Source organism: Bacillus sp. GS3m_15504 (genome assembly GCF_055825275.1).
This window is the reverse complement of the sequence record NZ_JBVVNL010000004.1, coordinates 153,222-173,453: the sequence shown is the minus strand read 5'-3', so window position 1 is coordinate 173,453 and position 20,232 is coordinate 153,222. Positions and strand designations below refer to the sequence as shown.

Genomic DNA, 20,232 nt, shown 5'->3' with positions numbered 1-20,232 from the left:
AGAGGATATATGTCCGCTACTGTTTTTTTATTTTATATTGGAATAACCCCAATTAAAATTCCAGTAATCAACATGACCATTGTCGTTCCAACTGCCCACAATAAAGTAAAACGTTGATGTTCACCAAAATCAACTTTTGCCATCCCAACTAATAAATAAGTGGATGCAACAAGAGGGCTTAATAAGTGAACAGGTTGTCCCAGTAAGGAAGCGCGTCCCATTTCAGCTGCACTAATTCCATAAGTAGCAGCAGCTTTTGTCAAAATAGGTAATACTCCGAAGTAAAATGCATCATTGGACATGAAAAATGTGAATGGCATACTAAGAAGAGCTGTAATAATTGGTAGTTGTGGGCCAAGAGCGTCTGGTATAAGAGTTACTACACTTTTAGCCATTGCATCTACCATTTTTGTTCCTGATAAAATCCCAGTGAAAATCCCAGCGGCAAATACGAGAGAAACAACCGCTAATACGTTTCCAGCATGAGAAGCAATACGCTCTTTCTGTTGTTCTAAGTTCGGATAGTTAAGCATAACAGCAATAGCGAAAGCGATTGTAAATAAAACAGGTAACGGCATAACTTCTAGTATAAGACATACAAGTAAGGTAGCAGTTAATAAAAAGTTAATCCATAGAAGTTTAGGGCGTTTATGAACAGCAGCTTCTACTGTTGCAGCTTGCTCATCTGTTGTTTGCATTTGTTTTAAATATTGTACATCCATAATTCCTAAACGTTTTCTCTCTTTTTTCCCAAGATAGTAAGCAACGAAAACTACCCAAAGTGCACCAGCAATCATTCCTGGTATAAGTGGTGTAAAGAGCTCTGATGCGTCTAGTCCAAGTGCACTCATAACCCGAGCTGTCGGTCCACCCCACGGTGTAAGATTTGTCACCCCTGCACCTAACATAACAACACCGGCTAATATAAGTGGATTCATTCCAAGGCGTTTATACAGTGGGTACATTGCGGAAACAGTAATCATATACGTTGTCGTTCCATCCCCATCTAATGAAACGATAATAGTAAGAATTGCTGTGCCAACAACAATTTTTAAAGGATCTCCTTTTACAAATTTCAAAATCCTACTAATGACAGGATCGAATAAACCGCTATCAATCATAATTCCAAAATATAAAATAGCAAACATAAGCATAATACCAGTAGGTGCTAGTTTTTGAATTCCCTCTAACATCATAGGCCCCATGTCTGTATAAAATCCTCCAATTAAAGCGAAAGTAATTGGAATTAATATTAATGCTACTAGTGCTGACATACGTTTTGTCATAATTAAAAACATAAAGACAAATACCATTGCAAATCCAAGTAGTGCTAACATGTAATCTCCCCCTCAAAAATGATTACGCTTTCAAAATAAAATAAAAATTCAGAAAAAGGTTTTTTGTTTATCATAAAAGCATCTATTTGAATGGTAAATAATTTGAAAAATAACATCATTAGAAGCATAATTTTTATTTTGGTCATTTTGTTTACGGTAGTTAATTTGAATTTTTAAAAAGTAAGCTGCTCTCCATAAGAATGGTAGAATAAGATGACAATATTGAAGTGTGAAATAGGGAGTAGATTTATATGAAAACAAGAATGGAAGAGATTTGTAGTTCTTATGAAGGAAAAGTAGAAGAGATTTTTGTTAATGAATCTTCTTACGTATATGAGTGGGAAAAATTAATGATGATCCGAAAAAATAACGGTGAGCTTGAAAAGGTTGCAGTCGGCATCAGTGGAAATATAAGATTAGTAAATGTAGTTGTTGGGCAGCAAATTCATACAGATACATTATTAGTTAGGTTGGAAGATGATTTATTAATTACAGGTTGTGAATAATGAGAGATGTGTAGATATGACTACACATCTTTTTTGTTCTATATATTGCAAAAGACACATTGTTTTTTCACAAATCGCACACAAGTTTTTGATATGCTCCTTGTAGAAGATAGGGTTAGGGAGGAAATAATACAATGAGAACAAAGTATGTGATGTTTGCTATATGCTTATTCTTTGTCTTTACAATTGTAGGATGTGGTAAGAAACAAGCAGAGGCAGTGGCAATTGATGAGAAGCATGATAAGTGTGATATTTGCCAAATTGGAGTAATGGATAATCAATTTGCAACGGAAATTATTTTAGAAAATGGAAAAGCATTAAAGTTTGATGATATCGGTTGTATGTATAAATGGATGGAGATTAATCCAGGCGAAAAGACGAAAGAAAAATTTGTTCGAGATTATGATTCGAAAGATTGGGTTTCGTTAGAAGACGCTACTTACGTATATGATAAAACAATTACAACACCAATGGCTTATAATGTCATTTCATTTAAAAACAAAAAAGATGCAGAGAACTTTGTATCTAACTATAAGGGGAAAGTTCTTTCGTATAAAGAGCTAGCAGAGCATAAATGGGAAATGAATAAAGAAATGATGGGGAACCCGAAAAAGGGAAATCACGGCGGGCATCATTAATACTAGAAAAAGACAACTGTATGGTTGTCTTTTTCTAGTATTACTCAGGTGTAAATATAGAAAAGGTGTAAAATTTTTAGAAGAACGGTTACAATGGAATGTAGTGACCTAAAGCAATCATTTACCCCGTATTAACGGGCAGTAAAACTCCCACCTCAGAATTAGGCAGGAGCAAAGAAGTCAGGTGGGAGATCAACAGCCCGTAAATACCCGATTGGTTCAACTAATAATCAGTGGGGTGAACCCTCCCACTGATTAAAGTTTCACTTTATGTACTTTTTAGAAATGTATACAAATGCGGTGAAAACGTGCTAAACTAATTGCTTCATAATGTTAATGATGAGGCCATCAGGCGTATCATTCCAATAGGTTGAGAAACATCATATAAGTTTAAGATAATCCAATTAAAGAAGGAATATAAAGTGCTTATGGATAAATGTACTCAAGAAGAGTTATTGTATGTGATGGAGGAATGGTTAAGAAAACATTATCTTTCATAGGAGCTGTAGTTGTGAGAAAACAAAAAATTTTATTATGTATGTTATTAGGACTTTTAATGACGGTAGTGGCTTGCGATAAGCAAGAAGAGCCAGAATCGAAACCGGTTCATGTGAAAAACGAAAAGAAACAAGAGAAGCATAAAGAACAGGAAGAATCTAAAGAAGAAAAAAGTATAAATTTAATGGACAAACAGTTGCTACTTTCTGCCACTCTTGGAGACACAGAAACAGCTATGAAGTTGATTCAAGATGGAGCCAATATAAACGTAGAAGGTGACAACGGAGAAACACCCGTCCTTGCAGCAACGTACCAAAATCATGTAGAGACAGTTAAAGCATTAATTGGTGCAGGTGCTAATATTGAAATTAAAGATGAGAAACAAAGCAATCCGCTTCTTTATGCAAGTAGAGAAGGATATACAGATATTGTAAAGGTATTAATTGATGCAGGAGTTAATACGAAAGAAACGACTAAGTCAGGTGGAACAGCACTTATTTCTGCATCTGAGCGTGGTCATGTAGAGGTCGTAAAAGAATTGTTAGAGCATACAGATATTGATGTCAATTATAAAAATGCTCGTGGTGGAACAGCTTTAGTAGAAGCAATCGTATTAGGAAATGGTAGTGAAAATCACAAGAAAGTAATTCAAATGCTTATTGACCACGGGGCAGATGTAAATACGGCCAATAAGGAAAATATTACGCCAATGCAATTTGCTGAAAAAAGAGGTTTTAAAGACATTGCAAATATGTTGAGGGCAGCTGGTGCAAATGAAGTAGTACAACCACAACAACCAGTAGAATAAAAAGTGAAAAATAATCCCATTTAGATAGACAGAATGAAGAAATCAGTGAGTATGATGGATTCAGTAATGTGTATTTGAATGGGATTTTTGTTTTGGAAAAATCATTTGAAGAGAGGGATAGATAAGGAGTTTTAAGGTAATAGTGCAGGTATTGTTGCATTATGGACAATATTAATAAGAAAAGAAACATACTTCTGAAAATAACTTTAATTCAAAAAGTGATAAGAAAATTAAACAACCTTAATTATAGAATATGAAAGGTAGTTGGGAGTTTGTTTGTACTATTCCTATGTAATGATTAGTGTAAAAAGGAATAGGTGAATATTAACATTCGATTAACAGCTAATTAACAATCTATCAAAACTGACTTAATAAATGCGTAATATAGTAAAGGTAACAAAATAACTAGGGTAGAGAACATTTGAGAACACCCGCTTACATATAACGTGCCACTTTCTTAGGTGTGCTCTATTCCCTAGAGTTCAAATAAGGAGAAAGGTGTTCTATGTAAGTAGGTGTTTTTAGTTTGGATAAAAATAGAAAAGCTAGGTGGAATGAATGTTTAAGGAACCTTATATTGCGATGATAAAAGATTGGAAAGGATATAACACATACAAAAAGCTACCGAAAACAGTTTTTCTTATGACCGGTTCAATGCTGGAATTACCAGAGCGTGTATATGAATTACAGAAACATGGACATGATGTCTTTCTTCATTGTGATTTTATACAAGGTTTAAATACGAATACAGAGGAAGCACTTTCGTATATTCAAGACGTTATCGGAGCACAAGGCATTATTTCAACAAAAGGATCGACAATTCGAAATGCCAATAAAATTGGATTAAAAACGATCCAACGTATTTTTATTGTCGATACTTTATCTCTTACAAAATCAATTGAAAATTGTAAAACGACTAAACCGAATGCAGTAGAGATTATGCCTGGTATTATGCCTTCAATTATTAAACAGTTAGCAGAGGAAATAGAATTTCCTATCATTGCAGGCGGATTGATTCAAACGCGAGAAGATGCAGAAATTGCTATTCGTTCGGGAGCGAGCGCGATTTCGACGAGTCACTATGAAGTATGGATACAAGAAGAAAAAAGGAGTGCAATCTTGTGATTGAATTGAAAAATATTTCAAAGGTATATCAAAATGCAGAGGAGACAGCGGTTAAAGGTGTATCGGTTCATATTAAGAAGGGAGAATTTTTTGTTTTAGTTGGCCCTTCAGGATGTGGAAAAAGTACATTATTAAGAATGATTGCTGGTTTAGAAGAAATTTCTTCGGGGGATTTAATTATTAATGAACGTGTTGCAAATGATTTAGAGCCGAAAGATCGTAATCTATCAATGGTATTTCAAAATTATGCACTATATCCACACTTATCTGTAGAAGAAAATATTTTATTCGGACTTAAGGTAAGGAAAGTACAAAAAGAAGAGCGACAAAAGAGATTAATGGAAGCTGTGGAAATGGTAGGACTGAAAGAGTATGTGAAAATGAAACCAGGCCAATTATCAGGTGGACAAAGACAGCGTGTTGCGCTTGCTAGGGCGATTGTGAGTCAAGCGCCGATTTGTTTAATGGATGAACCACTTTCGAATTTAGATGCGAAATTACGTGCGCAAATGAGGATTGAAATTAGAGAAATTCAGCAGCGTTTAGGAATTACAATGATTTACGTTACTCACGATCAAATAGAAGCGATGACTATGGGAGATCGTATTATGGTCTTAAATAAAGGGAGCGTACAGCAAGTTGGAACACCGCTTGATATATATAACAAACCAGCGAATGAATTTGTTGCAAGTTTTATAGGGTCTCCTTCGATGAATATGAATGATGGAGAAGTAGACAAAGAAAAAGGTGTATTACATATAGGGCAATTGCAAATCCCATTATCTATTGGACAATTAAAGCAATTACCAGCAGGAACTGTTCGAGTAGGCATGCGTCCAGAACATATTGCATTGTCCGAGGAAGGACAAGAAGTTACATTGCAATCTGTAGAAGTGTTAGGGAATGAATCTATATTAAACTTCGTGATAAACGGAACAACTTGGAGTGCGAAAGTCATCGGACAGTTACTCCTGAATAAAGGTGACAAAGTAAAATTATTATTCTCGGAAGAAAAGTTATGCTTCTTTCATCAAAATACGAATGAACGCTTAAAAGTGGTAGCTGAAGAAGAGCTGAAAGTGGTGGCGAAATAATGATCGAAGTGAGTAAGTTACCGGTTCAAACAAAAGTGTCAAAAAAGAAAAATTTATGGGGGAGAACAAAAGATTTAAGAATAGGATTATTGTTTTTAGCGCCATCTATTTTGCTATTTTCAATTTTTCTGTTCTATCCATTGTTTAGGACGATTTACTATAGTTTTTATTTAACCGATATACATGGAGAAGCTAATCTTTTCGTTGGCTTAGAAAATTATCAATATTTATTCTCTGATCCTGCCTTCTACAAAAGTATAAAATCAACTTTACTATTTGTTTTATATACAGTGCCTACGAGTATTATATTTGCTTTGTTTCTTGCATTGATTGCAAACGGAAAGGTAAGAGGTATTGGGTTATTTCGAGTTCTGTTTTCTTCGACAATGGGAATATCAGTAGCTGCTAGTGCAGTGATTTGGTTATTTTTATTTCATCCAAGTGTCGGGTTATTCAATAATATATTAGCTTCTATGAATCTTCCTGCAATTGCATGGTTAACGAGTCCGGACTGGGCACTATTCTCTGTATCAGTTACAACGGTTTGGGTGAATACAGGATTTGCATTTTTAGTTATATTAGGTGGTTTACAAAATATTGATACGTCTTTATATGAGAGTGCATCTATAGATGGTGCAAGTTATCTATATAAGCTTCGTCGTGTTACATTACCGATGCTATCACCAACTTTATTCTTTATCGTGACAGTAACGTTAATTAGTGCGTTCCAAAGCTTTGGACAAATTGATATTTTAACGCACGGTGGACCGAATGATGCAACAAATTTAATTGTATATTCGATTTATAAAGAGGCATTTGTAAATCATCAATTTGGGACAGCAAGTGCACAAGCGATGGTACTATTTGTTTTCATTTTCATTGCTACATTACTTCAATTTAAGTTTGCTGAGAGAAAGGTGCATTATAAATGATTGTTAAACAGTGGAAACAAAATTTCCTGCTATACATGCTGCTCATAATTAGTGCAGTAATGGTATTTTTTCCTGTGCTGTATGCGTTTTTAATAAGTTTTATGACACCAGACGATATTCAAATGAGAAGGATATTTCCAACTCAATTTACTTTTGATAATTTCATTAATATTTTTCAAAAAGTACCACTTTTTACATATTTATATAACAGCTTAGTTGTATCGACAGTTGTTATGATTGGACAACTTATCGTGTCAAGCTTAGCGGCGTATGCTTTTGTCTTTCTTCAGTTTAAGGGAAGAAATCTTATTTTTTTCCTGTTTATTTCAACGATGCTTATTCCGTGGGAAGCAACGATGGTACCTAACTTTTTAACGATTCAAAACTTTGGCTGGATCAATAGTTTCGCTGGGATGACAGTGCCGTTTTTTGCAACAGCTTTCGGTATTTTCTTGTTACGCCAACATTTTATGACACTTCCAAATGAACTGAAAGAAGCTGCTTTTATTGAAGGGATTGGAAATGTAAGGTTTTTATTCAGCGTTGTAACTCCATATTGTAAAACGAGTTTTATTACGCTTGGCGTATATAGTTTTTTAACAACATGGAATATGTACTTATGGCCACTTTTAGTGACCACTGATGAAACGGTAAGAACAGTTCAAATTGGTGTGAAGCAGCTTCAATCTCAAGAAGTTGCAACTGATTGGGGAAGCGTAATGGCTGGCGTTACGGTTATCGTTATACCAACATTGATTCTATTATTTTTAGGGCAAAAGCAATTACAACAAGGATTAACAAAAGGTGCAATTAAATAACTAAGAGAAGGTGAGATTAAAATGAGTCTAGTTAAAAAAGGTGCTGCTCTATTAATGGTAGCAACAATGGCATTATCTAGTGCTGCTTGTTCAAATAGTAAAACAGAGGGAAAACCTGAAGTACAGGCAAAAGTAGCACCAGTTGAAAAAAATGGTGATAAAACTGTAATTCGTTTTTGGCATGCGATGGGTGGAAAAACACAAGGCGTACTAGATGGGCTTGTTGCAGACTATAATAAGTCACAAAATAAATATGAGATAAAGGCAGAGTTCCAAGGGACATATGAAGAGTCTTTAACGAAATTTAAAACGATGTCTGCTACGAAAGAAGCACCAGCTCTTGTTCAGTCGAGTGAAATTACAACAAAATATATGATTGATAGCAAAAAGATTACGCCAATTGATAGTTGGATAAAAAAAGATAAGTATGATACTTCAAAATTGGAAAAAGCAATTACAAATTATTATTCAGTTGATGGAAAAATGTATTCTATGCCATTTAATTCATCTACACCAGTATTAATTTATAATAAAGATGCTTTCGCAAAGGCGGGCTTAGATCCAGAGAAAGCTCCGAAAACGTATGCGGAATTACAAGAAGCAGCGAAAAAGTTAACGATTAAAGAAGGCGGAAATGTAAAGCAATATGGATTCTCAATGTTGAACTATGGTTGGTTCTTTGAAGAATTGTTAGCGACACAAGGCGCTTTATATGTAGATAATGAAAATGGTCGTAAAGATGCTGCAAAGAAAGCAGTATTTAACGGTAAAGAAGGACAGAAAGTATTTGGGATGCTAGATGAGTTAAATAAAGCTGGTGCATTAGGAAAATATGGAGCAAGTTGGGATGATATTCGTGCTGCGTTCCAGTCTGGCCAAGTTGCTATGTATTTAGATTCTTCAGCTGGTGTTCGTGATTTAATTGACGCATCTAAGTTTAATGTAGGCGTTTCGTATATTCCATACCCAGAAGATTCGAAACAAAATGGTGTTGTTATTGGCGGAGCATCATTATGGATGACGAATATGGTTTCAGAAGAAACACAACAAGGTGCTTGGGACTTTATGAAATATTTAACGAAGCCAGACGTACAAGCAAAGTGGCATACTGCAACAGGTTATTTCTCTATTAATCCGGACGCATATAATGAACTATTAGTGAAAGAGCAATATGAAAAATATCCACAGTTGAAAGTAACAGTAGATCAATTGCAAGCGACGAAACAATCTCCAGCAACACAAGGTGCTTTAATTAGTGTATTCCCAGAATCACGAGATGCAGTTGTAAAAGCATTAGAGGCAATGTATGACGGAAAGAATAGTAAAGAAGCGCTAGATGAAGCTGCAAAAGCAACAGATAGAGCAATTAGTATTTCAGCTCGTACCAGTGAAAAATAAGAGAAAGCCGTATCCTTAAAAGGGATACGGCTTTCTCTATAGGGAGATAAGGGATCAAAAAAATGAAGAAGTCTTATCTCTTTTATATGAGTAAAGGGTCTAGAATGAATCTTGTCCTTTTCATTATTTGTTTAACTCCATTGCAACTTGTTTACCATTTACGAAAACCTCTGTCACTGCTACTAAAACTTCCATCACTTTTTTCATTTCTCATCTCTCCTTGTTTTTTGTTTTATTTCTTACTTTTAGTATAAGGAAATATAGCAATTGCAACTATCGAATTGAATGACAAGAGACTTACATTGTTGTAAGGATAATCGCTTTGTTTGTAATAAAAGTGATTTTGAATATGATTTCGGAAATTTCTGTCGTTTTGAACTATAATTATAAAGAGAGTGGTTTAGAAAGAAGGGGATAATATGAAAAGAATTCTTGTTATTAGTGATATTCATGGGGAAATAGAAAAGTTCGAACAGTTATTAGAAGAAGCTCAATACGATGCAAAACAGGATCAACTAATTTTATTAGGGGATTATGTAGATCGTGGTCCAAATGCGCGTGCAGTAATTGAAAAAGTAAAAGAGTTAAAAGAAGATGGAGCCCTCGTTCTAAAGGGCAATCATGAAGATATGATGATCAAGGCGTTAACGACTGATGAGGAACGTTCATGGAACCATTGGGTAAAAAGGAATGGTGGAGATAAGACATTATACAGCTATGGATTTGTAGAAGAAGATATTATGGTTAATGAGAAGGACTTCCGAAAACCGATTTTACAATCTCGTGTATTAGAGGAACATGTAAAGTTTATTCAAAAATTAGACCATTACATTGAAACAGAAGAGTATATATTTGTACATGCTGGTGTTGAGCCATTGAAACGAGTTTCTGAATGTGAACCATATACGTTAATGTGGATCCGTAATGAGTTTCATAGTGAGTATAGTGGTGAAAAGGTTGTTGTATTTGGCCATACGGAAACAAAAACGCTTCATGGAAATGATAATTGTAATGTCTATTTTGGAAATAACCGTATTATAGGAATTGATGGTGGTGCTGTATATGGTGGCCAGCTAAATTGTTTAGAATTGCCGAGTAAAAAGGTGTACGTAGTAAAAAGTTGAAAGAGATAAGGAGAATCTTATTTCTTTCAACTTTTTATTAAGCAAAATTTAAGGAAGAGTTTTTATAATAAGTCTTTCAAATTTTATATCAAAAAAACGTTAAAATGTAATTATAAATAGAATTGAACAATATGGTGGAAGGTGAGAATATGCGCTTACTCGTAGTAGAAGATAATGCTTCTTTATTAGAGTCCATTGTCCAAATATTATGCGATGAATTTGAAGTAGATACGGCATTGAATGGAGAAGATGGATTGTTTTTAGCGCTTCAAAATATATATGATGCAATTTTGCTTGATGTGATGATGCCAGAAATGGATGGATTTGAAGTGATTCAAAAAATACGTGATGAAAAGATTGAAACACCTGTCTTATTTTTGACAGCGAGAGATTCTTTAGAAGATCGCGTGAAAGGGTTGGATTTTGGCGGGGATGACTATATCGTTAAGCCGTTTCAGGCCCCAGAATTAAAAGCAAGAATTCGTGCTTTATTAAGGCGAAGTGGTAGTTTAACAACGAAGCAGACTATTCGCTATAAAGGGATTGAACTGTTCGGAAAAGATAAAGATGTTCAAGTAGATGGACAAAGTATGAAGCTAACATTAAAACAATATGAGCTTCTAGAGTACCTTGTTCAAAATAGCGGAAAGATTTTAATGAGGGAACAAATTTTTGATCGTGTCTGGGGATTCGATTCAGATACGACAGTAGCGATTGTAGAAGTGTATGTACATCATTTACGTAAAAAATTAGAGCCATTCGGTTATCAGAAAGATATTCAAACCGTTCGTGGTATTGGATATATATTAAAAGAACAATGAAAAAGGGAAGTATGTTTCAGAAGACGCGTATTCGATTGACTATATTGAATTCATTAGTATTTATCATTTTGATAGGCGTATTAGGTAGTATCATTTATTCTTACACATATAAGCGTATTTATAGTGGAGTAAATGAATCGATAGAAAAAGCCGTTCAACATAGAAAGAATGCAGATGATAAAAAACTACCTAAAAAAATTAGAGGATATCCTCCAATTGGGGATCCAAGGATAATGGAGTTAACTTGGCTTGGAAACACGGTGGAGATAGATATTGAAAACGGCAAACGTCGTTTTATTTTTGAAGACAATTTGGAAAAGTTTTCTCCAAAGAAATTAGGAACTTTGCAAGATATAGAAGTACAAGGACGATATTTTAGAATATTTGCATTTCAGAAAGATGCAAAAATAGTTCAAATTGCAAGGGATATAACGGCTGAAAAAGAAATGTTACATACTTTATTTTTAATTCTTGTGATAGGGTGTAGCATAGGAAGTCTATGTGCAATAGGAATCGGATTTTTCTTAGCTGGCAGGGCACTCGTACCTATTCAAAATTCATGGGAAAAACAGCAACAATTTGTGTCGGACGCATCACATGAATTAAGGACACCGCTTGCGGTTATTCAATCCAAAACAGATATATTATTTCAGTCACCATCTGCGACAATAGAAGAAAAAGCGATGGATATTTCTACGATTTCAAAGGAGTGTAGACGATTATCTAAGCTTGTAGCTAATTTATTATTGTTAGCACGTTCAGATTCTAATCAAATTGAGATGGATAAGAAAATATTTGAATTGGATAAATTGTTAGAAGAAATAGTAGAGCCATATAAGGAAATTGCTTCCTACCAAGAAAAAGAGATGATATTGAAAGTAGAGCATGACATATCATTTATGGGTGATAGGGAGAGAATTCATCAAATGATGGTCATATTGTTAGATAATGCGATGAAGTATACAAATGAGGGAGGACATATACAAATCGATTGTACGCAAACGAACAGTTCGATTCGTATACGAGTGAAAGATGATGGGATAGGAGTGAAAGGTGAGGACATTCCGAAACTATTTGATCGTTTTTATCAAGGAGATAAAGCGAGAAGTGCGTCAGAGGGAGCGGGATTAGGCCTTTCAATCGCGAACTGGATTGTAGAAAAGCATTATGGGAAAATATCAGTAGAGAGCCAATGGGGAGAGGGCACTTGCTTTGAAGTGATTCTTCCTAAAAATCAAAGAATATAAGTGAGAAGACGACCTTGTTTTTACAAAGGCGTCTTTTTTTAAGGGAAAGTTAAGAAACTATTTATAACATGTATTATATACAGAAAGTTTGTCCCCTAAAGAAGCGATTATAAAAAGGTATTTGAGCAGATTATATCAATCATAATGTTATTTCGATTATGTATAGGGAATGATGGAAAAGAAAGTGTAAGAGGGAGGAATTAATTTTGAAAAAGAAAATGATGATGGTATTCACTATTGGAGTAATGAGTTTAAGTATATTAGGGGGTGCCTCTCCTTCTGAAACATCAAAAGGAAAGACAGATTACAAGCAGCGCAGCAAAGAACAATTAAACAATGGAAAGATACATGCTGTGCATACAGAAGAAAAAGCGGAGAAATTAGGGATTGAAACGGCAGGGAAAGAACAAATTACGCTAGAAAAAGAAATCCATGAGACGGAAGTAGGAAGAGAAGCGAAGCAGCTAGGAATTTCGATTGAAGGAAAAGATGTTGGAACTCTTTCAGAAGAAATCTATGAAACAAAAGTGGAGCAAGAAGCGTTAAAGCTAGGCATATCTATAGAAAATACATCAATTGTAAATTTAATTAATCAAATTAATACGATTAAAATTAATGATGAGGCGGATAAATTAGGTATTTCGACAAATGGAAAAGAGATAGAGGACATTGCAGAAGAAATCTATGGAACGAAAGTAAGAGAGGAAGCAGGGAAGTTAGGTATTTCACCAAAAGGAAAAGAGATAGAAGTGTTAGCGCAAGAAGTGTATGAACAAAAAGTACAGGAAGAAGCAAAAGAATATCATATCGATTTGTATGGGAAAGATATATATCAAGTATTAAGCGAAATTAATGAACAAAAAGTGTTACAAATGGCAGATGAGCTTAATATGGATAAAACGAATATGAACGTTCAAGAATTAGCAGAAAAAATAAAAAAGGATCAGCCTGAAAAAGGAAAAGAACTAAATTTTGTACCAGTGATTCGAACGGATGCGGACGCGTTTTATTCTTATTTAACGAACTAAAAAGGGAGTGAAAGTGATACGGAAGTTTAAGTGGTATATATGTATGGCTTTACTCGGTATAGCAGTATGGGGGATCTATACAAATGGAATTACAAAGTATGTGGAGAAATTAACATTCTTCAATATACAAAGTGGAAAACAAGTGGAGTTTAATCGTGATGAAAAGGTTATCTTATCGAATGTACCTTTCATTCAGCAATTACCAGAGCTAGATAGAGGCTGTGAAGTGACTAGCTTAGCGATGATGTTACAATATGCAGGCATTACAGTGGATAAGATGAAATTAGCAAATGAAATAAAGAAAGTTGATTTTATGAACGATGGTGTACGTGGGAATCCGAATGAAGGATTTGTAGGAAATATTTATACCTTTTCTGAATCTGGATATGGTGTATATCACGGACCACTTTTTCAGTTAGCGAAAAAATATTTACCTAATAAAGCTGTGGATTTAACAGGGAAGAGTATAGAAGAGCTTTATAAGAGTGTAAAAGCAGGACAACCGGTAGTTATGATTACGAATGCAACATTTGCGCCATTAGATGAAGATGAATTTACTACATGGGAAACAAATAACGGAGATGTTTCTATTACATATAATGAACATTGCGTTGTACTTATTGGATATGATCAGGAATCTGTATATATTCGGGATCCACTTAAGGATAGCTTAGATGTAAAAGTGCCGAGAGAAAAATTTGAACAGGCATGGGTGCAAATGGGGAGTCAGGCGATTAGTTATATGAAAAGCTCCAAATGAATTAGTAAGGAAAGAGATGTAAGGAATTGTAAGTAGATTTTTTGTACAGAAATAAGAGAACTTGAGCTTATTCTATAAGCTCAAGTTCTCTTATTTTTTATGATTAAATCTTTAGAAGGAGTGAATATGTAAAAATGCATAATTGACAAAAATATTACATGTTATCATTATATATTGTTTTATATATGTCAATTGTATAAAATTACACAAGTATTCACATTACATAAAGGAGGCTTATTATGCGAAAAATATTTAACTGGGTTAAATGTATGAGTATCAAGAAAAAATTAATCATTTCATTTTTTCTTATTTTAACTATACCAGGACTTATTATCGGTGGTGTTTCATATCAAACTGCCAAAACAAATTTTGAACAACAAATCACAGGTAAAGCAAAGGAAAATATTTCGATTTTAAATACTGTTATTTCTCAAAATATAGAAGAGAAATTTGTTGATGCAGCATACTTTGCGGACATCTTAACAGAGGATACATATCCAAACGGACAAGAAGAAATAGTAAGAACGAAATTAGCGCAATATATAAAACTTCATCCAGAAGTAGAAGGTATTTACATTGGAACGCAGACGGGAAAGTTTATAAGAGAACCATTTATCCAAATGTCTGATGGGTATAATCCAACAGATAGAGATTGGTATAAAGAAGCACATGAAAATAAAGGGAAAGTAATTGTTACTGCGCCATATCAATCAGCATCTACAAAAAATATGGTAGTGACAATTGCTAAAGAAGTAAAAGATGGTAAAGGTGTTATAGGGATTAACTTAAATTTAGATAACATTTTAAAAATCTCCAAAATGATTAATATTGGGGAAAAAGGTTATGCAGTTATTTTAGATCAAAATAAGCAAATTGTTAGTCATCCATCTAGAAAACCAGGTGCAAAAGTTACTGATCCTTGGATTAAACCAATTTATGAAGATAAACAAGGAAATGTTGCTTATACAGAAAAAGATGATAAAAAGAATTTAATCTTTGCAACAAATGAGAAAACGGGCTGGAAAGTAGTTGGAGTCATGTTTGATGAAGAAATTACCCAAGCTGCGAATCCAGTTTTTTATAAGACTTTTATTGTCATTGCTATCGCTATTGTATTTGGCAGTGTATTAATTTATTTCATCACAAAGTCTATTACAAGACCATTAAGAAAAATAGCTGACTCGGCATATAAAATTAGTAAGGGAGATTTGACCGAGAAAATTACAATTCATTCCAAGGATGATATAGGGAAATTAGGGAATTCCTTTAATGAAATGTCTGCCTCTTTACAAGATGTGATTACTCAAATTAGTTTTTCAGCAGAGCATGTCGCTGCATCGGCTGAAGAGTTAACAGCGAGCGTACAGCAAGCAAATGATGCGACAGATCAAATTACAATTGCAATGGAACAAGTATCAGGTGGGGCTGAATCACAAAGTCAAGGTGTTGAAGAAGGTGCGGCTACATTACAACAAGTAAATACAGCAATTCAAGATGTAAACGGAAGCGCGGAATCGATTTCTATCTCCTCATTGCATGCGAGAGAGCGAGCTAAAGAGGGGGAAGACTTGGTTGAACAAACTGCAACACAAATGCAGTCTATTTCTAGGTCGGTATCCGAGTCGGACGCTATTATTAAACTTCTTGATGAGAAATCAAAGCAGGTAGGAGCTATTTCTGAAGCAATTCAAAATATCGCTACTCAAACGAACCTTTTAGCTTTAAATGCGGCTATTGAAGCAGCAAGAGCAGGTGAACAGGGCCGAGGGTTTGCTATTGTAGCAGATGAGGTTAGAAAATTAGCGGAGCAATCAGGAGAATCATCTGGAGAGATTGCGAATTTAATTGCAGAAATTAAGGCTGATATTGAACATACTGTTAAGGCGATGGATAATGTGAATGGAGAAGTTCAACAAGGTCTTGATGTTGTAACAAAAACGAAAGTAAGTTTTACGGAAATTTTAAGTTCTACTACACATATTGTTTCTCAAGTGAATGAAATGGTAGAAACAACGAAGAGAATTGCTGGAGATGCAAATGAAGTGACAAATGCTATTGATGAAATTGCAGCGGCTGCAGAAGAAAATACGGCTAGTATGCAAAGTGTTGCTGCTTCAACAGAAGAACAAGTGAATTCAATGGAAGAAATTAGTTCAGCTTCGCAAAACTTAGCTGAGATGGCCGAAGAACTACAAGCGATGACTAGTAAATTTAAAGTATAATAACAGCAGATAAGTAAGGTGAGAATAATATCACCTTACTTATTTTTCTATTCAGCAATTAGGGGAGTCATTAACGGGATGAAAAAAAGGAAAAGACTATGGAATTTATGGAAAACGATTACATTGTTAGTTTGTACAGTTGTAATTTTTTCTTTACTTGTGACAGATATATTAATTAGTCACAATGTAGAACGGACAACGGAGGATAGCCAAGCAGAGAAAGCAAAAACAATTGCACACATTGTGGCGAATGATTCAATTGTAATCGATGGTTTAATTGGGAAAGCAGATACTTCTGCAATTCAAACGTATACAAATAGAATATTAAAAAACACAGGTGTTCAATTTATTGTAGTTATGGACATGAATGGAATAAGAAAGTCACATCCAAATCCTCAAAAAATAGGTCATCATTTTATTGGGGGAGATGAAGGACCTGCATTGAAAGGAAAGGAACATGTATCGCTGGCAGAAGGAACTTTAGGTATTTCAATGCGAGTGTTTGTACCTGTATTTTCTGAAACAGGTGAACAACTTGGAGCGGTGGCTGTTGGTATTTCAGCAGATAATGTAAAAGAGAGAGTTAAGGAAAGTAGACATATCATTTATATTGGAGTTGGAGTTGGGGTACTAGTCGGAATGATAGGAGCAATATTGCTAGCTAGACATATAAAGAAAAGTTTATTCGGCCTTGAACCTCATAGGATAGCGAAAATTCTTGAAGAAAGAAATACGATGCTACAATCTGTAAAGGAAGGTATTATTGCTGTAGATAAAGAGGCTAGAGTAACGTTAATTAATAATGAAGCGAAACGTCTATTTAAAAAAAGCGGACTTGAAGAAGATTTTATCGGTAAAGATGTTGAGTTGTATATGCCAAATTCACGTATAAAAGAAGTATTGCAAACGGGAGAAGTACAATTAAACGAAGAACAAAATATTTACGGAATTACGATTGTGACGAATCGAGTTCCTTTATATGTAAAAGGAGAAATAGTTGGTGCAATTGCAACATTTCGTGATAAAACAGAGATTAGAAAACTAGCAGAGGAACTAACTGGTATTAGACTATATGCAGAAGCATTACGGGCACAATCTCATGAGTTTATGAATAAGATGCATGTCGTATTAGGGCTTACACATATGAAACAGTATGAAGAATTACAGAAGTATATAAGCGGCATGGTATCAGAGCATCAATATGAAATTGGTGGAGTTATGAAAAGAATAAAAAGTCCAGTATTTGCTGGTTTTTTACTAGGTAAGCTCAGCTATGCTAGAGAGAAAAATATAAAATTAATTATAAGTGAAGATTCTTATATGCCGGAAATAGATGATGAAAGTATTACTCATGAACTTATTACGATTGTCGGAAATTTAATTGATAATGCATTAGAGGCAGTTACGAATTGTGAAAAGAAGCGAGTTGAAGTTAAGATACAACATGAGGATATACTAACTATTACAGTACAAGATACGGGAAAAGGTATACAAGAAAAAGAAATAGAGGAATTATTTACGAAAGGTTATTCCACAAAGGGAGATAACCGCGGTTATGGTTTGTATCTTGTAAAAGAAAGTATACAGCGAATAAATGGGGAAATTCATATGCATTCATTAGTAGGTAAGGGAACAACGATAACAATTGAAATACCTAAAGGTAGGGATGAGAGGCAAATATGATTAAAGTTTTAATTGTAGAAGATGACCCGATGGTAGCAATGCTAAATACGCATTATTTAGAGCAAGTAGGAGGATTTGAACTTGTTCAAGCAGTTAACTCAGTAAAGTCGGCGATCGAAATATTAGAGAAATCACGAGTAGATTTAGTATTACTTGATATTTTTATGCCTGAAGAGACTGGTTTTGAGCTTTTAATGTATATCCGGAACCAAGAAAAAGAAATCGATATTATGATGATTTCAGCTGTACATGATATGGGAAGTATTAAAAAAGCATTACAATATGGTGTAGTAGATTATTTAATTAAACCATTTACATTTGAACGATTTAAAGAGGCATTAACTATATATCGAGAAAAACTTACTTTCATGAAAGAACAACAAAAAATTAGTCAATCGGAATTAGATTCGTTAATTTTACAAAAAGAAAAAAGGGAGCCTACTGTTACTAAAGAGCTTCCGAAAGGATTAACGAAGCAAACGTTGCAATTAATTTGGCAGAAGATCGAGTCGCTGAATGGACGAGCGTTTACAACAGATGAAATGTCACAATTAGTTGGGATTTCAAGAGTTTCTATTCGGAAATATGTAATGTTTTTAACTGACATTGGAGTGTTAGAAAACGAAATGATGTACCAACATGTGGGGAGACCTGTAAGTAAACTAAGATGTGTTGATCAAAAGAAAATAGAGTTTTACGTATAAGCGACTTATTATAAGTCGCTTATACTTTTTTTAATTACAAAATCAATTACAAAACTTACAAAAACTATTTTTACTATTGAAAGCGTTTTAATATTGTTATTAAGAAAACGAGGGGGTGCCATATGGGAATTCAAAAGAATGTGGAAGCGGTATCATTTTCTGGAGGAAATGAAGTACAAAGAGAATCTTTCGCTTCTAAAATTATGAATGTAAAAATCGGTGTTATACCTTTACCGTTATATGTAGTATTGGCTGCTATTATTTATGGGGCATCTGTATATAATAAATTGCCAGCAGATATGATTGGTGGATTTGCAGTTATTATGATCATGGGGATTTTCTTAGGCGATATTGGGATGAGAATTCCAATTTTAAAAAATATCGGCGGTCCAGCAATACTTTCGTTATTTATTCCATCATTACTTGTATTTTTTAACTGGATGAATCCAGCTTCAATGGAAGCTGCGACTATGTTAATGAAAAAATCGAACTTTTTATATTTATATATTTCTTGTTTAGTAGTCGGAAGTATTTTAGGAATGAACCGTAAAGTGTTAGTACAAGGTTTCGTTCGCATGTTTATTCCTTTAGTAGTAGGGACGTTAGCTTCTGTAGCAGTAGGGTTATTGGTCGGTTCATTATTTGGATTTGAAATGAAGCACACATTCTTCTTTATCATCGTACCAATTGTCAGTGGTGGTATCGGGGAAGGGATTTTACCATTGTCGCTAGCTTATAGTGATATTTTAAACGAATCATCAGCAACGTTTGTATCACAGCTTATTCCAGCAGCTATTATTGGGAATATGTTCGCAATTGTGAGTGCAGGGTATATGAAGCGTTTAGGTGAGAAGAAACCGGAGCTTAGTGGTAACGGTGTATTAGTGAAAACAGACAATCAAGCAGAATTATTAAAAGAACAAAATACAGAGAAGCCAATTGACTTCTCATTAATGGGAGCAGGTTTATTAATCGCGTGTACGTTCTTCATCTTCGGAGGATTTGCTTCTAAGTTCATCGGTATCCCTGGGGCAATCATTATGATTTTCTCAGCAGCACTTGTGAAATACTTTAAATTAATGCCCGCAAAAATGGAGCAAGGAGCATTCCATTTATATAAATTTATTTCGAAGAATTTAACTTGGCCGTTAATGGTTGGACTAGGATTGCTATATATTCCGCTAAAAGACGTAGCAGCAGTTCTTTCAGTAGGATATGTTGTCGTATGTGCATCGGTTGTTCTTACAATGGTAGCATCAGGTTTTCTTGTAGGGAAAGTGATGAAAATGTATCCAGTTGAATCAGCAATTGTAACTGGATGTCATAGCGGTTTAGGCGGAACTGGAGATGTTGCTATTTTATCAGCTTCAAATCGAATGGAATTAATGCCGTTCGCGCAAATTTCGACTCGTTTAGGCGGGGCAGCAATGGTTGTAACAGCGACAATCTTATTAAAAATGTTTTCATGATCAAACAAGCTAGCTATATA

At 34.5% G+C, this 20,232-nt stretch carries 18 protein-coding genes and 1 pseudogene; 18 read left to right on the top strand and 1 reads right to left on the bottom strand.

Translation table 11 applies throughout. The features are described from left to right. Positions 1-32 precede the first annotated feature (32 nt). Positions 33-1,337 carry a CitMHS family transporter gene (locus AC0L0O_RS24895; protein ID WP_473786176.1) on the bottom strand — a complete coding sequence of 435 codons (1,305 nt, stop codon included), beginning with the start codon at positions 1,335-1,337 and terminating at the stop codon, positions 33-35. A 251-nt stretch (positions 1,338-1,588) separates the two neighbouring features. Between AC0L0O_RS24895 and AC0L0O_RS24890 the strand changes: the two genes are divergently transcribed. The 18 genes and pseudogenes from AC0L0O_RS24890 (at position 1,589) to AC0L0O_RS24805 (ending at position 20,212) form a co-directional block, all read left to right on the top strand. Continuing rightward, positions 1,589-1,843 (top strand): hypothetical protein, encoded by a 255-nt coding sequence (locus tag AC0L0O_RS24890; RefSeq protein ID WP_000857645.1) that lies wholly within the window; start codon positions 1,589-1,591, stop codon positions 1,841-1,843. 134 nt (positions 1,844-1,977) lie between these two features. Beyond that, positions 1,978-2,481: a nitrous oxide reductase accessory protein NosL gene (locus AC0L0O_RS24885; RefSeq protein ID WP_001259394.1), complete on the top strand. Its 504-nt coding sequence runs from the start codon at positions 1,978-1,980 to the stop codon at positions 2,479-2,481. Positions 2,482-2,917: 436 nt separating this feature from the next. Beyond that, positions 2,918-3,787, top strand: coding sequence for an ankyrin repeat domain-containing protein (locus AC0L0O_RS24880; RefSeq protein WP_131370560.1), 870 nt, complete (start codon positions 2,918-2,920; stop codon positions 3,785-3,787). Positions 3,788-4,345: 558 nt separating this feature from the next. Then, positions 4,346-4,912, top strand: a complete 567-nt coding sequence (locus tag AC0L0O_RS24875; protein ID WP_000472011.1) for a glycerol-3-phosphate responsive antiterminator — start codon at positions 4,346-4,348, stop codon at positions 4,910-4,912. Further along, positions 4,909-6,006 (top strand): ABC transporter ATP-binding protein, encoded by a 1,098-nt coding sequence (locus AC0L0O_RS24870; RefSeq protein ID WP_042511750.1) that lies wholly within the window; start codon positions 4,909-4,911, stop codon positions 6,004-6,006. Before AC0L0O_RS24875 ends, AC0L0O_RS24870 begins: the two co-directional genes overlap by 4 nt. Continuing rightward, a complete protein-coding gene (locus AC0L0O_RS24865; protein ID WP_000573810.1) occupies positions 6,006-6,938 on the top strand; it encodes a carbohydrate ABC transporter permease in 933 nt (310 codons plus the stop codon). The genes AC0L0O_RS24870 and AC0L0O_RS24865 overlap by 1 nt, the downstream gene beginning before the upstream one ends. Further along, on the top strand, positions 6,935-7,756 hold the full coding sequence (locus tag AC0L0O_RS24860) for a carbohydrate ABC transporter permease (protein WP_473786175.1): 822 nt from the start codon (positions 6,935-6,937) through the stop codon (positions 7,754-7,756). The genes AC0L0O_RS24865 and AC0L0O_RS24860 overlap by 4 nt, the downstream gene beginning before the upstream one ends. Positions 7,757-7,777: 21 nt before the next feature. Then, positions 7,778-9,154, top strand: coding sequence for an ABC transporter substrate-binding protein (locus tag AC0L0O_RS24855; protein ID WP_473786174.1), 1,377 nt, complete (start codon positions 7,778-7,780; stop codon positions 9,152-9,154). A 419-nt stretch (positions 9,155-9,573) separates the two neighbouring features. Next, positions 9,574-10,278, top strand: coding sequence for a metallophosphoesterase family protein (locus AC0L0O_RS24850; RefSeq protein WP_000821964.1), 705 nt, complete (start codon positions 9,574-9,576; stop codon positions 10,276-10,278). Between the two features lie 149 nt (positions 10,279-10,427). Next, the gene (locus tag AC0L0O_RS24845; protein WP_001238610.1) at positions 10,428-11,099 is read left to right on the top strand and encodes a response regulator transcription factor; all 672 of its coding nucleotides are present in this window, start codon (positions 10,428-10,430) and stop codon (positions 11,097-11,099) included. Beyond that, positions 11,096-12,346, top strand: coding sequence for a sensor histidine kinase (locus AC0L0O_RS24840; protein ID WP_001984707.1), 1,251 nt, complete (start codon positions 11,096-11,098; stop codon positions 12,344-12,346). Before AC0L0O_RS24845 ends, AC0L0O_RS24840 begins: the two co-directional genes overlap by 4 nt. Positions 12,347-12,552: 206 nt before the next feature. Next, a complete protein-coding gene (locus AC0L0O_RS24835; RefSeq protein ID WP_000728561.1) occupies positions 12,553-13,374 on the top strand; it encodes a hypothetical protein in 822 nt (273 codons plus the stop codon). Between the two features lie 43 nt (positions 13,375-13,417). Beyond that, on the top strand, positions 13,418-14,134 hold the full coding sequence (locus AC0L0O_RS24830; RefSeq protein ID WP_001196187.1) for a C39 family peptidase: 717 nt from the start codon (positions 13,418-13,420) through the stop codon (positions 14,132-14,134). A 239-nt stretch (positions 14,135-14,373) separates the two neighbouring features. Continuing rightward, a pseudogene (locus tag AC0L0O_RS24825) lies at positions 14,374-15,417 on the top strand (cache domain-containing protein); the annotation flags it as partial. Then, positions 15,409-16,356 (top strand): methyl-accepting chemotaxis protein, encoded by a 948-nt coding sequence (locus AC0L0O_RS24820; protein WP_411372974.1) that lies wholly within the window; start codon positions 15,409-15,411, stop codon positions 16,354-16,356. The pseudogene AC0L0O_RS24825 and the gene AC0L0O_RS24820, both read left to right, overlap by 9 nt. Before the next feature lie 78 nt (positions 16,357-16,434). Further along, entirely contained in the window at positions 16,435-18,039 is a 1,605-nt protein-coding gene (locus AC0L0O_RS24815) for a sensor histidine kinase (RefSeq protein WP_000746413.1), read from the top strand. After that, entirely contained in the window at positions 18,036-18,743 is a 708-nt protein-coding gene (locus AC0L0O_RS24810; protein WP_428889479.1) for a response regulator, read from the top strand. The genes AC0L0O_RS24815 and AC0L0O_RS24810 overlap by 4 nt, the downstream gene beginning before the upstream one ends. A gap of 122 nt (positions 18,744-18,865) precedes the next feature. Then, the gene (locus AC0L0O_RS24805; protein ID WP_053565281.1) at positions 18,866-20,212 is read left to right on the top strand and encodes a 2-hydroxycarboxylate transporter family protein; all 1,347 of its coding nucleotides are present in this window, start codon (positions 18,866-18,868) and stop codon (positions 20,210-20,212) included. Positions 20,213-20,232: the final 20 nt, after the last annotated feature.